At 63.7% G+C, this 14716-nt stretch carries 13 protein-coding genes; 5 read left to right on the top strand and 8 right to left on the bottom strand.

Annotated elements, in window-relative coordinates; genetic code table 11:
* Entirely contained in the window at positions 1–390 is a 390-nt protein-coding gene (gene rplQ / locus FFS60_RS19855) for a 50S ribosomal protein L17 (RefSeq protein WP_016490551.1), read from the top strand.
* A 174-nt stretch (positions 391–564) separates the two neighbouring features.
* Positions 565–2010, top strand: coding sequence for a catalase (locus tag FFS60_RS19850; RefSeq protein ID WP_137822932.1), 1446 nt, complete (start codon positions 565–567; stop codon positions 2008–2010).
* Between the two features lie 69 nt (positions 2011–2079).
* On the opposite strand, the gene uvrA is transcribed toward FFS60_RS19850, so the two are convergent.
* Complete coding sequence (gene uvrA / locus FFS60_RS19845) at positions 2080–4914, bottom strand: excinuclease ABC subunit UvrA (RefSeq protein WP_137822931.1); 2835 nt, start codon at positions 4912–4914, stop codon at positions 2080–2082.
* Between the two features lie 182 nt (positions 4915–5096).
* Between uvrA and FFS60_RS19840 the strand changes: the two genes are divergently transcribed.
* Positions 5097–6491, top strand: coding sequence for an MFS transporter (locus FFS60_RS19840; protein ID WP_028629271.1), 1395 nt, complete (start codon positions 5097–5099; stop codon positions 6489–6491).
* A 9-nt stretch (positions 6492–6500) separates the two neighbouring features.
* The gene (locus FFS60_RS19835; RefSeq protein WP_044872677.1) at positions 6501–6986 is read left to right on the top strand and encodes a single-stranded DNA-binding protein; all 486 of its coding nucleotides are present in this window, start codon (positions 6501–6503) and stop codon (positions 6984–6986) included.
* 57 nt (positions 6987–7043) lie between these two features.
* On the opposite strand, the gene FFS60_RS19830 is transcribed toward FFS60_RS19835, so the two are convergent.
* On the bottom strand, positions 7044–7922 hold the full coding sequence (locus FFS60_RS19830) for an aldose 1-epimerase (RefSeq protein WP_137822935.1): 879 nt from the start codon (positions 7920–7922) through the stop codon (positions 7044–7046).
* Positions 7923–8043: 121 nt separating this feature from the next.
* Between FFS60_RS19830 and FFS60_RS19825 the strand changes: the two genes are divergently transcribed.
* On the top strand, positions 8044–8796 hold the full coding sequence (locus FFS60_RS19825; protein ID WP_028629259.1) for a FadR/GntR family transcriptional regulator: 753 nt from the start codon (positions 8044–8046) through the stop codon (positions 8794–8796).
* Between the two features lie 26 nt (positions 8797–8822).
* On the opposite strand, the gene FFS60_RS19820 is transcribed toward FFS60_RS19825, so the two are convergent.
* The 6 genes from FFS60_RS19820 to FFS60_RS19795 form a co-directional block, all read right to left on the bottom strand.
* Positions 8823–9740: an EamA family transporter gene (locus FFS60_RS19820; RefSeq protein ID WP_137822930.1), complete on the bottom strand. Its 918-nt coding sequence runs from the start codon at positions 9738–9740 to the stop codon at positions 8823–8825.
* A 93-nt stretch (positions 9741–9833) separates the two neighbouring features.
* Complete coding sequence (locus FFS60_RS19815; RefSeq protein WP_028629257.1) at positions 9834–11114, bottom strand: TRAP transporter large permease; 1281 nt, start codon at positions 11112–11114, stop codon at positions 9834–9836.
* Positions 11115–11642 (bottom strand): TRAP transporter small permease, encoded by a 528-nt coding sequence (locus tag FFS60_RS19810; protein WP_028629256.1) that lies wholly within the window; start codon positions 11640–11642, stop codon positions 11115–11117.
* Positions 11643–11711: 69 nt separating this feature from the next.
* A complete protein-coding gene (locus FFS60_RS19805; RefSeq protein ID WP_028629255.1) occupies positions 11712–12683 on the bottom strand; it encodes a TRAP transporter substrate-binding protein in 972 nt (323 codons plus the stop codon).
* 65 nt (positions 12684–12748) lie between these two features.
* Positions 12749–13645 carry an SMP-30/gluconolactonase/LRE family protein gene (locus FFS60_RS19800; protein ID WP_137822929.1) on the bottom strand — a complete coding sequence of 299 codons (897 nt, stop codon included), beginning with the start codon at positions 13643–13645 and terminating at the stop codon, positions 12749–12751.
* 51 nt (positions 13646–13696) lie between these two features.
* The gene (locus FFS60_RS19795) at positions 13697–14518 is read right to left on the bottom strand and encodes an NAD(P)-dependent oxidoreductase (protein WP_028629253.1); all 822 of its coding nucleotides are present in this window, start codon (positions 14516–14518) and stop codon (positions 13697–13699) included.
* Positions 14519–14716: the final 198 nt, after the last annotated feature.

Here is a 14716-nt window from a genome sequence, read left to right as displayed (position 1 = left end):
ATGCGTCATCGTAAAAGTGGCCGTCACCTCAGCCGCACCAGCGCACACCGCAAGGCCATGTTCCAGAACATGGCGGTGTCGCTGTTCGAGCACGAACTGATCAAAACCACCCTGCCCAAAGCCAAGGAACTGCGCCGCGTTGCCGAGCCGCTGATCACCCTGGCCAAGGAAGACAGCGTTGCCAACCGTCGTCTGGCTTTCGACCGTACTCGTTCGAAAGCTATTGTTGGCAAACTGTTCAACGATCTGGGCAAGCGCTACGCCAACCGTCAGGGCGGCTACCTGCGCATCCTCAAGTGCGGTTTCCGCGCTGGCGACAATGCTCCCATGGCTTACGTCGAACTGGTTGACCGTCCGGTCGCTGGTGAAGTCGAAGCTGCTGCCGAATAAGTCGGTCGTTGTATGAAAAACCGGGCCTAGTGCCCGGTTTTTTTATGCCTGATTAATTAGGTAATTTCTATCGAATCTCTGTTTTTAATAAATTCTATGCTTCGTCTGGCTAAATCGATACGCCTTCTTATCCGGTTGGCCCGGAATCAGAAGAGCCCAAGATGGAGATGCAACATGAGCCAGAAGCCCACCCTCACTACGACTGCCGGCAACCCGGTTGGAGACAATCAGAATTCCCTCAGCGCCGGTTCGCGCGGCCCCTTGTTACTGCAGGACTACCACCTGATCGAGAAGCTGGCTCACCAGAACCGTGAGCGCATTCCGGAGCGTGTCGTTCACGCCAAGGGCTGGGGCGCCTACGGCACACTGACCATCACCAACGACATCACCCGGTACAGCAAGGCTTCGGTTTTCTCCGAGGTTGGAAAGAAAACCCAAGTGCTCGCGCGCTTTTCGACCGTTGCCGGTGAGCTTGGCGCTGCCGACGCCGAGCGCGACGTGCGAGGTTTCGCCCTGAAGTTTTATACCGAGCAAGGTAACTGGGATGTTGTGGGTAATAACACGCCCGTGTTCTTTGTCCGCGACCCGCTGAAGTTCCCCGATTTCATCCATACCCAGAAGCGTCATCCGAAGACCAACCTGCGCTCCAACACCGCGGCTTGGGATTTCTGGTCGCTGTCGCCGGAGAGCTTGCACCAGGTGACCATGCTGATGTCCGATCGTGGTCTGCCAAGCGATGTGCGCCACATCAATGGCTACGGCTCGCATGCCTACAGCTTCGTCAATGCCGCCAACGAGCGCTTCTGGGTCAAGTTTCACTTCAAGACCCTCCAGGGCCACAAGCACTGGACTAACGCAGAGGCCATGGAGGTGGTCGGCCGCAGCCGCGAAACCACCCAGGAAGATCTGTTCTACAGCATTGAGAACGGCGAATTCCCGGAATGGCGCTTCTGCGTTCAGGTCATGACCGAGGAACAGGCGCGACACACCCGCTACAACCCCTTCGACCTGACCAAGGTCTGGCCGCACGGTGAGTTCCCGTTGATCGAAGTCGGTACCCTGGAGTTGAACCGCAATCCGGATAATTACTTCGCTGAGGTCGAGCAGGCTGCGTTTTCGCCGTCGAACCTGGTCCCCGGCATCGGGCACTCGCCGGATAAGATGCTCCAGGCCCGTGTATTCAGCTATCCCGACGCACACCGCTACCGCTTGGGCACTCACTATGAGGCGCTCCCGGTGAACGCGCCGAAGTGCCCGGTGCACCACTATCACAAGGACGGCGCGATGTGCTTCTTCGCCAACAATCCAAGTCCGGATGCCTACTACGAGCCGAACTCCTTCGGTGGTCCAGCCGAGTCGGCGTTGTACGCCGAGCCGCCGCTGGCTATCGACGGCGATGCCGATCGCTATGACCATCGCGAAGGCAATGACGACTACAGCCAGCCCCGCGCGCTGTTCCTGCTGTTCGACGAAGGCCAGAAGCAGCGGCTGTACGGCAACATCGCCGGGTCCATGGTTGGGGTTCCGCAGTTCATCATTGACCGTCAGTTAGCGCACTTCGACAAGGTGCACCCGGACTACGGCAACGGCGTCCGTGCTGCGCTGGAAGCTGCCCGGTAACTCGCAGCTTCCCAAAAAAGAAAAGGCCGGGCAGCAATGCCCGGCCTTTTCTCTTGTGCGTCATCGGGATCAGGCGCGATCGCGCTCCAGAAGAGGCTTGAGGAACCGCCCGGTGTGCGATTGGGGCATTTCCGCGACGTCCTCTGGCGTACCGGTGGCAATAATCTGGCCACCCTTGGAGCCACCTTCCGGGCCCAGGTCCACTAGCCAGTCCGCAGTCTTGATTACGTCCAGATTGTGCTCGATGACCACCACCGTGTTGCCGTGATCGCGCAGGCGGTGCAGTACGTCCAGCAACTGCTGGATATCCGCGAAGTGGAGACCCGTGGTGGGCTCGTCGAGGATGTACAGCGTCTTGCCGGTGTCACGCTTGGAGAGCTCGCGGGACAGCTTCACCCGTTGCGCCTCGCCGCCCGAGAGGGTCGTTGCCGACTGCCCCAGGCGGATGTAGGACAGGCCCACGTCCATCAGGGTCTGCAGTTTGCGGGCGATGGCGGGAACCGCGTCGAAGAACACGCGCGCCTCTTCGATGGTCATTTCCAGCACTTCGTGGATGCTCTTGCCCTTGTAGCGGATCTCCAGGGTTTCGCGGTTGTAACGCTTGCCCTTGCAGACGTCGCAGGGGACGTAGATGTCCGGCAGGAAGTGCATCTCCACCTTGATCACGCCGTCGCCCTGGCAGGCTTCGCAGCGGCCGCCCTTGACGTTGAAGGAGAAGCGTCCCGGGCCATAGCCGCGGGAACGCGACTCCGGTACGCCCGCAAACAGCTCACGGATCGGTGTGAACAGTCCGGTGTAGGTCGCTGGGTTGGAGCGCGGGGTACGACCAATGGGGCTCTGATCGATGTCCACCACCTTGTCCAGGTGCTGCAAGCCGTCGAAGCTCTCGTGGGACGAGGCTTCCAGCGAGGTAGCGCCATTCAGCGCGGTGGCGGTGATGGGGAACAGGGTGTTGTTGATCAGCGTCGACTTGCCCGAGCCGGATACACCGGTGACGCAGGTCAGCAGACCCACAGGGACCTCCAGATTCACCTGCTGCAGATTGTTGCCGCTGGCGCCCTTCAGTTTGAGGGACTTCTTCTTGTCCCGCGGGGTCCTGTTGGCGGGCACTTCGATCTTCACCCGGCCGGACAGGTACTTGCCTGTGAGCGAATTCGGGTGCGCCATCACTTCGTCCGGCGTGCCTTCGGCGACGATCTGTCCGCCGTGTACGCCGGCTCCCGGGCCGATGTCCACCACATAGTCGGCCAGGCGGATGGCGTCCTCGTCGTGTTCGACCACGATCACCGTGTTGCCCAGGTTGCGCAGGTGAGTGAGGGTGGCCAGCAGGCGCTCGTTGTCCCGTTGGTGAAGGCCGATGGAAGGTTCGTCGAGGATGTACATCACCCCCACCAGGCCGGCGCCGATCTGGCTGGCCAGGCGGATACGCTGGGCTTCACCGCCTGAGAGGGTGTCGGCGCTACGGTCCAGGGTCAGGTAGTCGAGGCCGACGTTGACCAGGAATTGCAGGCGCTCGCGGATCTCCTTGAGGATCTTCTCGGCGATCTCGCCGCGCCGACCGGTCAGGCTCAATCCGCCGAAGTAGTCCGCGGCATCGCCCACTGGCAGACCGGTAACCGCCGGCAGGGTTTTGTCGCCAACCCACACATGGCGCGCCTCGCGGCGCAGGCGGGTACCGCGGCAGTCGGGGCAGGGCTGGGTGCTGAGGAACTTTGCCAGCTCTTCACGCACGGTGGCCGATTCGGTTTCGCGGTAGCGGCGCTCCAGGTTGGGGATGATCCCCTCGAAGGGATGGGAACGCTTGACGATGTCGCCACGGTCATTGAGGTAGCGGAAGTCCACATCCTCGCGGCCGCTGCCGAAGAGGATCGCTTTCTGGTGTTCGGCGGAGAGTTCGTCGAAGGGCTTCTCCAGGCTGAACCCATAGTGCGAGGCCAGGGAGCCGAGCATCTGGAAGTAGTAGACGTTGCGACGGTCCCAGCCGCGAATGGCGCCTTCGGCGAGGGTCAGCTCGCCGTTGACCAGGCGCTTGGCGTCGAAGAACTGCTTCACCCCGAGGCCGTCGCAGGTAGGGCAGGCGCCGGCCGGGTTGTTGAAGGAGAACAGCTTGGGCTCCAGCTCGCTGATCGAGTGCCCGCAGTGGGGGCAGGCGAAGCGCGCGGAGAAAATGATCTCATCGCCTACTTCGTCATCCATGGGCGCCACCAGGGCGATGCCGTCCGCCAGGTTGATGGCCGTCTCGAAGGATTCCGCCAGGCGTTGCTGCAGGTCTTCACGGACCTTGAAGCGGTCCACCACCACATCGATGGAGTGCTTCTTCTGCTTGTCCAGCTTGGGTAGCTCATCCAGCTCATAGAGTCGGCCGTTCACCCGTGCACGGACAAAGCCCTGGGCGCGCAGCTCTTCGAACACCGCCAGGTGCTCGCCCTTGCGCTCGCGGATCACCGGTGCCAGCAGCATCAGCTTGCGGCCTTCGGGCAGGGCCAGGACCTGGTCGACCATCTGGCTGACGGTCTGGGCTTCCAGCGGCACGTCGTGGTCCGGGCAGCGTGGCGTACCGACGCGGGCATAGAGCAGGCGCAGGTAGTCGTAGATCTCGGTAATGGTTCCGACGGTGGAGCGGGGGTTGTGGGAGGTGGATTTCTGTTCGATGGAGATGGCCGGCGAGAGACCTTCGATGGTGTCTACATCGGGCTTTTCCATCATCGACAGGAACTGCCGGGCGTAAGCCGACAGGGACTCCACATAACGGCGCTGGCCTTCGGCATAGAGCGTGTCGAAAGCCAGCGACGACTTGCCGGAGCCGGACAGGCCGGTAATTACGATCAGCTTGTCGCGGGGCAGGGTGAGGTCGACGTTCTTCAGGTTGTGGGTACGTGCCCCACGGATCAGGATCTTGTCCACAACGGCCTCACTTGGCGGTCGGAAACCGCCGATTATACGACCCGCCAAGGGAGCGCGGCAAAGCGTCACAAGCGTGTAGCAATCCGCGGGGACTGCTAGAATGCGCGGCATTTTTCGGGCTCCGGCGGCAGCCGGGCAGGGGCGCATGACGCGAGCCCCGATCGTTTTTCCCTGAGGCACCTATGCACGATTCCCACTCTGAACGTATGAGCGGCAGCGAAACGCGCGCGGCCAGCGGCCTGGCCCTGGTATTCGCCTTCCGCATGCTCGGCATGTTCATGGTATTGCCGGTGCTGGCCACCTACGGTCAGGACCTCGCCGGCGCCACTCCGGCCCTGATCGGCCTCGCCATCGGTGCCTACGGCCTGACCCAGGCTGTGCTGCAGATACCCTTCGGTGTTATTTCCGACCGTATCGGTCGCCTGCCGGTGATCTATATCGGTCTGCTGATCTTCGCCGCCGGCGCCGTCGTGGCAGCCAATGCCGACTCCATCTGGGGTGTGATCGCCGGACGTGTACTGCAGGGGGCCGGCGCCATCTCCGCGGCGGTCATGGCCCTTCTCTCCGACCTCACCCGCGAACAGCACCGCACCAAAGCCATGGCCATGATCGGCATGAGCATCGGCGTGTCCTTCGCCGTTGCCATGGTGGTCGGGCCGCTGCTGACACGCGCTTTCGGCCTGTCCGGGCTGTTCTGGGCTACGGCCATCATGGCGCTGTTCGGGATCGTGATTATTGCCACCATGGTTCCGCGTGCAACGCACCCGTTGCAGCACCGCGAATCCGGCGTGGCGAGCCAGGCCTTGCTGCCCACCCTGAAGCATCCTGACCTGCTGCGCCTTGACTTCGGCATCCTCGCCCTGCACGCCATCCTCATGGCCAGCTTCGTTGCCCTGCCGCTGGCGCTGGTTGAAAAGGCCGGGCTGCCCAGGGACGAACACTGGTGGGTCTACCTCACTGCGTTACTTGTAGGCTTCTTCGGCATGGTGCCTTTCATCATCTACGGCGAGAAAAAGCGCCAGATGAAGAAGGTCCTGGTCGGTGCGGTCGCCGTGCTCTGCGCCTGCGAGCTGTTCTTCTGGCAGTTCGGTAACAGCCTGCGCGCCCTGGTCTTCGGTGCCATCGTCTTCTTCACCGCCTTCAACCTGCTGGAAGCCTCGCTGCCGTCGTTGATCAGCAAGGTCGCTCCGGCCGGCGGCAAGGGCACCGCGATGGGCGTCTATTCGACCAGCCAGTTCCTCGGCGCGGCGATCGGCGGCATCCTCGGTGGCTGGTTGTTCCAGCATGGCGGGCTGTCGACGGTGTTCGTCGGCTGTGCGGTGGTCTGTGCGATTTGGCTGGCCATTGCTGTTACTATGCGTGAACCTCCGTACGTGACCAGCCTGCGCCTGCCGCTCAGTGCAGCGGCCGTGGCCGATACCGGGCTGGTTGCGCGTTTGCTGGCTCTGCCCGGAGTGGCAGATGCCGTCGTGGTGGCCGAAGAGGCGGCCATTTACATCAAAGTGGATTCTGAAAAACTGGACCGCACGTCCCTGGAGCGCCTGATCGAATCGGCCCCGGAACGTGCTGAAGCCTAGGAGAACGTCATGGCCCGTGGGGTTAACAAAGTCATTCTGGTTGGTAACGTCGGTGGTGATCCGGAAACCCGCTACCTGCCCAACGGCAACGCGGTGACCAACGTCACCCTGGCCACCAGCGAGTCCTGGAAGGACAAGCAGACCGGCCAGCAGCAGGAACGTACCGAGTGGCACCGCGTGGTGTTCTTCGGCCGTCTCGCCGAGATCGCCGGTGAGTACCTGCGCAAGGGCTCGCAAGTCTACGTCGAAGGTTCCCTGCGCACCCGCGAGTGGGAAAAGGACGGCGTGAAGCGTTACACCACCGAGATCGTGGTCGACATCAATGGCCAGATGCAGTTGCTTGGCGGCCGTCCCGGCAGCGAAGGCGATGCCCCGCGTGCTCCGCGCCCGCAGCGCGAGCCGCAGCAGTCCGCCCCGCAGCAGCGCCCGGCTCCGCAGCCCGCTGCCCAGCCGGCGCCGGACTACGACAGCTTCGACGACGACATCCCGTTCTAGTCGAATCGCGTAAGCGAACAGACAAAGGCGCAGCCCCCGGGCTGCGCCTTTTTCGTTTCAGGCGCCCGTGTACGGACTGACCGCCATGCGCCAGGTGATCGCCAGCGATTCACCGGCAGCCAGCAGGCGCAGCCCCGGCCGGCCTTCCAGGTGGTGGGCGTTGACCGGATGGGTCACCGGTTCGAAGCAGAAGAAGTCTTGTCCCTGCGGGCAGAACAGCAAGAAGGTCTCGCAGCCGCTGGCGCTGCAGTCCAGCCGGTAGCCGAGGTCTGGCTGGAGGATGCTGCATTGCCCTGGCCAGTCGCTGAAGCCGTTGTCCACAGGCGTATCCGGCAGTGCTGCAGCGGTTGCGAAGTTCCACTGGGGCGGCAGGGCGACCTGCGCCGTGGGCAGCTTGTCGTCGCCGCATAGCCAGGCCGACTCTGCCCGTGCCTGCAATCCTGTGCCTGCCGTGCGCGGAAAGTAGGGGTGCAGGCCCAATCCATGCCAGGTGGGGCGGTCGTCGAGGTGGACGACCTGCAGCCGGATCTCCAGGCATCCTTCGTCCAGGCGGAACAGCTGCTCGGCCCGGTAGGCGAAGGGTTGCCGGCTCTCCAGCCCCAGACGAATCCATCCGTCGCGCTGCTCCAGCAGGGTCCAGGGCTGCTGCCAGGCGCTGCCATGGATCGGGTAGGGATCGGTGGCCGTATTCGGTTCCAGGGCCAGCCAGCCGCCCGGCAGGGCAAAGCCGCGACTGCCGATACGGTTGGACCAGGGCGCCAGCGGGTAGCAACCCAGGCGCCGAGGTGTGCCGGCGGCCAGGGCGTGGGCGTCGGCAGGACGCAGCAATGGCTGGCCATTCTCCAACAACTGCCAGTTGGCGATGGCGCCACCCAGCTCTGGAGCCAGTGTCAGCCGGGTGAGGCGGTCTTCGAGTGTGAGCAGGGGGATGGTCATCATCTGCTTACCGGGATGTAGGACTGAGTGGAAAGGCCCGGGCGTCGCTGCAGATGAGTGTCATCGTACAACCTGCTGGGCTATGATGGGCAATCAGTTTCCGCCGAGATCGAGAGTCGACATGGACAACCCAAGCGCCCAGCAGCGCCCGCGCCGCAAGCACCGCAGCCTGGCCCAGGAGTTGGTGAGCGAACTCTCCCAGCAGATCCAGGACGGTGTGATCAAGCGGGGTGAAAAGCTGCCCACCGAGTCGGCCATCATGGAGGCCCAGGGCGTCAGCCGCACGGTGGTGCGGGAGGCCATCTCGCGCTTGCAGGCGGCAGGCCTGGTGGAGACCCGTCACGGCATCGGCACCTTCGTGCTGGATACGCCGAGCCCCATGGGTTTTCGTATCGATCCGGCGACCATCGTCACCCTGCGTGATGTAGTGGCCATCCTCGAGCTGCGCATCAGTCTTGAGGTCGAATCCGCCGGCCTTGCCGCCCAGCGGCGTTCGGCAGAGCAGTTGGCCGCCATGCGCGAGGCGCTGGACACCTTCCACAAAGCCGCCCATCGCACCGATGCAGTGGCCTCGGACTTCCAGTTCCACCTGCAGATCGCCCTGGCCACTGGCAACCGCTACTTCACCGACATCATGACCCACCTGGGTACCAGCATCATTCCGCGGACCCGGCTCAATTCGGCGCGCATCGCCCACGATGACCAGCAGCACTACCTGGCCCGGCTGAGCCGCGAACACGAAGAAATCTACGAAGCCATCGCCCGCCAGGACGCCGAAGCGGCCCGTGCGGCCATGCGCCTGCACCTGACCAACAGCCGCGAACGGCTGCGCCAGGCCCATGAAGAGGCTGAGCGGGAACAGCAGGAAGCCTGAACCATCCGCCTGGGCGTGCATGGCGCTCAGGCAGCCTTCCGATAGGTCAGCAGCACGATACCGGTGACGACTATGGCGCCGCCGAGCAGCTGCATCCCGCTCAGTACCTGATCCAGCAGCACCCAGCCGAACAGCAGCGTGGCGATGGGCTCGACGTTCATCACCGGTGCGTTCTGCGGCATGTTCAGGCGTGGCACGCTGACGAACAGCACCGAGAATGCGCTGCCGTAGAGCAGTACCAGGATGCCGAGCGCGGTCCAGCCCGTTCCGCTGGCGGGTGTTGTCATCCCGCCCGGTACCAGCCCGCTCAAGCCGGCCACGGCCATGCTGCAGAACACGATCATCAGCGTCAGCATGCTGCGTACCGGACCGCGCAGGGCGGCCAGCTTGTGGTCGGTTATCCACAGCGCACAGGCAAAGGCACAAGCCGCGCAAAAGGCCAACGTCACCCCCAGCGTCCATTGCGCACCGGCGCCTTCGGCTGAGCCCAGGCGCGCCGGAACGTCGAGGGCGAAGACCAGGCCGAGCAGGATCAGCCCCATCAGCGATGCGTTGCGCCGCGTCGGCGCGCCGCCGCCGAGAGCCCAGGTGAGCAGGGCCAGGACGATCGGGAAGGTGTTGCCCACCAGCAGCGCCAGGGCCACCGGGATGCGTGCCACTGCCGAGTAAAGGCACAGGCTCTGGGTCGCGATCAGCAGTCCCAGCAGCAATTGCCAGCGACGGGTTCCGGCCGGCAGGCCGAGGGGCTGGCGCTGCCACAGGACGATGCCGGTCAGCACCAGCATGGCCACGCCTGAGCGGCAGAGAATCGCCAGCAGCAATCCGGTGTCGTCGTCGAAGGCGATGCGGGCGGCGATGTGATTGCCCGCGAAGGCGCAGGCCAGCAAGGCCAGGAGCAGGACGGCAATGTGCCGTGGGAACAAGGTGGGTGTGGCGGCAGGCATGGCAACGGTCCGTGTGGTTGAGTCTCCGGACGACGCAGGGCCGTTCTTCTGGAGGAGGAAGGGCGGGCCGCGGTCGCGGCCCGCCGGGGTGGATCAGAGCACGACGCTCGGCAGCCAGAGGGAAATGGCGGGAATGTAGGTCACCGCAATCAGTACCAGGAACAGCGCCGCGTAGAAAGGCAGCAGCGCCTTCACCGTGCTCTCGATGCTGACCTTGCCGATGGCCGAGCCGACGAAGAGTACCGCACCCACTGGCGGAGTGATCAGGCCGATGCCCAGGTTCACCAGCATGATCATGCCGAAGTGCACCGGGTCGACGCCGATGTCGGTGATCACCGGCATCAGGATCGGGGTGAGGATGAGGATCAGCGGCGCCATGTCCATTACCGTGCCCAGCAGCAGCAGCATGGCGTTGATGCACATGAGGATCACGTAGCGGTTATCCGACAGGGTCAGGAACAGCGTGGTGATCTTCGCGGGGATCTGCATCAGCGTCATGATGTAGCCGAAGCTGGCGGCGAAGGCGATGAGGATCATCACGATGGAGATGGTCCGCACCGTGCGGTGCATCAGCTTGGGCAGGTCGCGCCATTTGTAGTCGCGGTAGATGAACATGGTCACGAAGAACGACCAGACCACCGCGATGGCCGCCGACTCGGTAGCGGTGAACACCCCGGAGAGAATGCCGCCAAGGATGATCACCATCGCCATCAGGCCCCAGAGGGCTTCACCTGCGATCTTCAGCGCCTGGCGCAGCGGGATGACCTCGCCTTTGGGGTAGTTGCGTTTCTTCGCGAAGATCAGGCACAGCACCATCATCACCGCGGAGAGCAGCAGGCCCGGCATCACCCCGGCCATGAACAGCGCGCCGATGGAGACGGTGCCGCCGGCAGCGAGCGAGTAGAGCACCGAGTTGTGGCTGGGCGGCGTCAGCAGGGCTTGCACCGAGCCGCTTACCGTCACTGCCGTGGAGAACTCACGCGGGTAGCCCTTGCGTTCCATTTCCGGAATCAGCACCGAGCCCACCGAGGCGGTGTCGGCGACCGAAGAGCCGGAGATGGCGCCGAAGAAGGTCGAGGCCATGATGTTGACCAGCGACAGGCCGCCGCGCACGAAGCCCACCAGCACCCCGGCGAAGGCCACCAGGCGCCGTGACATGCCGCCCTCGGCCATGATGGCGCCGGCCAGCACGAAGAAGGGAATCGCCAGCAGGGAGAATTTGTTAACGCCGCCGGCGACCTGAATCATCATCGCCTGCAGCGGGATGTCGATCCACCAGGCGCCGATCAGGGCGGACAGGCCCAAGGCATAGGCCACCGGCATGCCGAGGAGGATGAGCAGGATGAAACTGCCCAGGAGGATGAACGCATCCATTTACGCGGCTCCTTCGTTTTCTTCCACCAGGTCGAACTGCACCACGCGGCGGTGGCTCTGGTCGCCCAGCAGCAGCTTCTCGAGAACGAAAATCAGGGTCAGCACGCCGCCAATGGGAATGGGGGCGTAGGTCATGCCTACCCGCAGGTCCGGGAGGGCGGCGACAAACTGGTTCCAGGTGGTGAGGCAAAGCTTTGTGCCCCAGACGGTCATGAACAGGCAGATCAGCGCCATCAGCACCTGCACCAGTACCGAGACGAGCGGCTTCACGTGTGGCGGGAGGCGGTCTGTGACCATGCTCACCGCCATGTGCGCGCCGGCCCTGTAGCTGGCGGCGGCGCCGACGAAGGTGAAGACCACCATCAGCAGGATGGCGACCGGCTCGGGCCAGCTCGAGCCCGTGCCCAGCACGTAACGGGCGAAGATGCCCCAGGGGATGATCAGCGACATGGTGGCGACGGCCAGGCCAGCGACCCAGATACAGGTCATGTAAAGGCCGTCGTTGAAGCGCAACAGGGTGTCTTTCATGGTGCGTCACCGACATCGCGGCGGAGCGCTGGCGCCCACCGCGACGTTATTCAGAGTGTTGAGTCGGCGTTACTGGACTTCGGCGATGCGCTTCATCAGGTCAGCGTATTGCGCGCCGTACTTCTCCCGAACCGGGGCGGTTGCGTCAAAGAAGGGCTTCTTGTCGATGGCGATGAACTCCACGCCTGCGGCCTTGAGCTTTTCTTCGCTGGCGGCGGACTTGGCGTCCCACAGCGCGCGCTCTTCCATCTGCGCTTCGCGGGCCACCTTCTTCACCAGGGCCTGCTGCTCGGGGGTGAGCTTTTCCCAGGTGGTCTTGGACATCACCACCGGCTCGGGGAGGATCAGGTGGCCGGTGAGGGTGTAGTACTTGGCGTTCTGGAAGTGGTTGTGTTCCAGCATGGTCGGCGGGTTGTTCTCGGCACCATCGATGACGCCGGTCTGCAGGGCGCTGAAAATCTCGCCGGTATCCATGGCGATACCGTTGCCACCCATGGCGTTCATCATCTCGATGAACAGCGGGTTACCCATCACGCGGATCTTCTTGCCTTGCAGGTCCTGGATGCTGCGCACCGGCTCCTTGGTGTAGAGGTTGCGGGTGCCGCCATCCATCCAGGCCAGGGCCACCAGGTTGAATTCGGAGTGGGTGATCTTGTCGAGGATCTCCTGGCCGATCTCGCCGTCGATGATCTTGCGCATGTGCGCCTGATCGCGGAACACGAAGGGCATGTTGAAGACGTTCACGTCCGGTACGACCGGGCCGACGATGCCGAGGCTGACGCGGGCCATCTGGATGGCACCGATCTGGAGTTGCTCGACCACTTCCTTCTCGGAGCCGAGCACGCCGCCGGCGAACATCTTGAAGGTGATTTCACCGTTGCTGGCTTCTTCCAGCTTCTTGCCCAGGTGCTGTTCGGCAACCACGGTCGGATACCCGGCCGGGTGGATCTCGGCGAACTTGATATCGAGGGCGTGTGCCGGCCCGGCCAGGCTGAAGGCGAAGGGCAGGGCGGCGAGGAGCAGCTTGCGTTTCAGGTTCATGATGAAACTCCGGTCTTGTTTTTGTTTGGTTTCGATCCAGCGAACTTCGGTACAGCGATTGGGGCTCAGCCCCGGAACAGCGGTTCCTCCAGGCCTTTCACCCCGGGCCGCAAGGCGAATACGCCACCGGCCAGGGGCTGGTCCGAGAGCTCGACGCCGCCCGGACGGATGGAGGTGACGAACAAGGTGTCGAGGCCCGGGCCGCCAAAGGCGCACATCGCCGGCTTCTTCACTGGTACGGCAAGGGAGCGGTCAAGGCGGCCATCGGGCGTGAAGCGGTGCACCAGGCCGGCATCGTTGCCGCAGATCCAGTAGCAGCCGTCCTCGTCCACGGCTGCACCGTCGGGTCGGCCAGGGAATTCGTGCATGTCGACGAACACGCGGCGGTTATAGGGCGTGCCCGTGTCGATGTCGTAGTCGAAGGCCCAGATGGTCTGCACCTGCGGGTGCGAGTCGGAGAGGTACATACGGGTGCCATTCGGGCTGAAGGCCAGGCCATTGGGCACGATGAAGTCATCCAGGCGCACCTGCAGCGGTCCCGCTTCGCCATCGAAGCGGTAGAGCGCGCCGACCCGGGCACCGGCGCTCATGTCGAGCAACATGGTGCCGGCCCAGAAGCGCCCCTGGCGGTCGCAGCGGCCGTCGTTGAAGCGCATTTGCGGCCGAGCATGTTCCACGCGGGTCAGGCGCTCACTCCGAATGCCGCCATCGGCGTCGGGCAGCAGGTGGAACAGTCCGCTCTGCATGCCGGCGATCCAGCCACCGCCCAGGGCGTCGCTGCGCCGGGCGATGCACGCGATCATTTCGTCGGCCTGCCAGCTGCGGCTGGCGCCGTCCCGGGCGCTCCAGCAGTGCAGTCGGCGCGCCGGAATGTCGACCCAGTAGAGGGCCTGTTCCTGCGGGTGCCACACGGGGCTTTCACCCGTGCCGTTGCGGGCATCCAGAATCAGTTCGGCTTGCATGGCGTGGATCTCTTGTTCTTGTTGGCCGTGCGTGTCAGGAGCAGGTGTCGGTCACTCGAATGGCCCGGCGGCGACGAAGGCTCCACCCTGGTAGACCGCTACCGGGTCGTTCGCAGCCGGCGCTGGCTGCGCTTCGACTTTGGCGCGGAAGGGCTCGGAACTGTCCTGGGGGCTGTAATCGAGATGGCTGGCGAGATGGTTGTTCCACCACACGTCCTTGTTGTCGGACATGCCGTAGACCACGGTGTGGCCGACGTTGGGGGTGAACAGTGCCTTGCCGATCAGTTGGGTGAGATCGCGATAGCTCAGCCAGGTGGACATCATCCGGCGGTTCTGCGGCTCGGGGAACGAGGAGCCGATGCGGATGCTCACCGTCTCGATGCCGTAGCGATCGAAGTAGAAGCTCGCAACGTCCTCGCCATAGGACTTGGACAGGCCGTAATAGCCGTCCGGGCGGCGAGCACAGGCGGCGTCGATGTGTTCGTCCTGGCGGTAGAAGCCGATCACATGGTTGGAGCTGGCGAAGATCACACGCTTCACGCCATGGCGGCGCGCGGCTTCATAGATATGGAACACCCCGCGGATATTGGCCTCGAGGATTTCCTCGAAGGGTCGCTCCACCGACACGCCACCGAAGTGCAGGATGGCGTCGACGCCTTGCACCAGGGCATCAACCGCCGATTTATCGGCGAGGTCGCAGGGAATCACTTCTTCATGAGGGCCCGTGGCGGGTGCCATCGGCGCGATGTCGGACAGTCGCAGCACTTCGGCGAAGGGGCGGACGTTCTCGCGCAGGACTTTGCCGAGGCCGCCGGCGGCACCGGTGAGCAGGATGCGCTTGAGGCATGGTGATGCGGATTGGGAAGGGGTCATGTCTCTGGCCTTTCCGTTGTTGTTATTAGAAGGGTTGTCATATGTTGTCGTATGACTTGTCCGAATTATCAACAGGGCTTCTTGGCGTTGTCAACGCGACATAGGTGGAAAATTGCGTGGAAAGAGGACGGCTTGGCGCGGTCTGCAGTCCGCCAGCATTGTCATCTGATGAAGCCCTGTTTTGGTGCGATGGCTCTG

Origin of the sequence: Pseudomonas sp. D(2018) (genome assembly GCF_005502555.1) — a bacterium.
Lineage (GTDB): Bacteria > Pseudomonadota > Gammaproteobacteria > Pseudomonadales > Pseudomonadaceae > Metapseudomonas > Metapseudomonas resinovorans.
The sequence above is the reverse complement of the archived record's forward strand: the minus strand, read 5'-3'. Positions and strand labels throughout refer to the sequence as shown.

Excerpts from the sequence above, each read along its gene's own strand:
- rplQ (WP_016490551.1), top strand. The coding sequence starts at position 1 with ATGCGTCATCGTAAAAGTGGCCGTCACCTCAGCCGCACCAGCGCACAC.
- FFS60_RS19850 (WP_137822932.1), top strand. The coding sequence starts at position 565 with ATGAGCCAGAAGCCCACCCTCACTACGACTGCCGGCAACCCGGTTGGA.
- FFS60_RS19840 (WP_028629271.1), top strand. The coding sequence starts at position 5,097 with ATGCACGATTCCCACTCTGAACGTATGAGCGGCAGCGAAACGCGCGCG.
- FFS60_RS19835 (WP_044872677.1), top strand. The coding sequence starts at position 6,501 with ATGGCCCGTGGGGTTAACAAAGTCATTCTGGTTGGTAACGTCGGTGGT.
- FFS60_RS19830 (WP_137822935.1), bottom strand. The coding sequence starts at position 7,922 with ATGACCATCCCCCTGCTCACACTCGAAGACCGCCTCACCCGGCTGACA.
- FFS60_RS19825 (WP_028629259.1), top strand. The coding sequence starts at position 8,044 with ATGGACAACCCAAGCGCCCAGCAGCGCCCGCGCCGCAAGCACCGCAGC.
- FFS60_RS19820 (WP_137822930.1), bottom strand. The coding sequence starts at position 9,740 with ATGCCTGCCGCCACACCCACCTTGTTCCCACGGCACATTGCCGTCCTG.
- FFS60_RS19815 (WP_028629257.1), bottom strand. The coding sequence starts at position 11,114 with ATGGATGCGTTCATCCTCCTGGGCAGTTTCATCCTGCTCATCCTCCTC.
- FFS60_RS19810 (WP_028629256.1), bottom strand. The coding sequence starts at position 11,642 with ATGAAAGACACCCTGTTGCGCTTCAACGACGGCCTTTACATGACCTGT.
- FFS60_RS19805 (WP_028629255.1), bottom strand. The coding sequence starts at position 12,683 with ATGAACCTGAAACGCAAGCTGCTCCTCGCCGCCCTGCCCTTCGCCTTC.
- FFS60_RS19800 (WP_137822929.1), bottom strand. The coding sequence starts at position 13,645 with ATGCAAGCCGAACTGATTCTGGATGCCCGCAACGGCACGGGTGAAAGC.
- FFS60_RS19795 (WP_028629253.1), bottom strand. The coding sequence starts at position 14,518 with ATGACCCCTTCCCAATCCGCATCACCATGCCTCAAGCGCATCCTGCTC.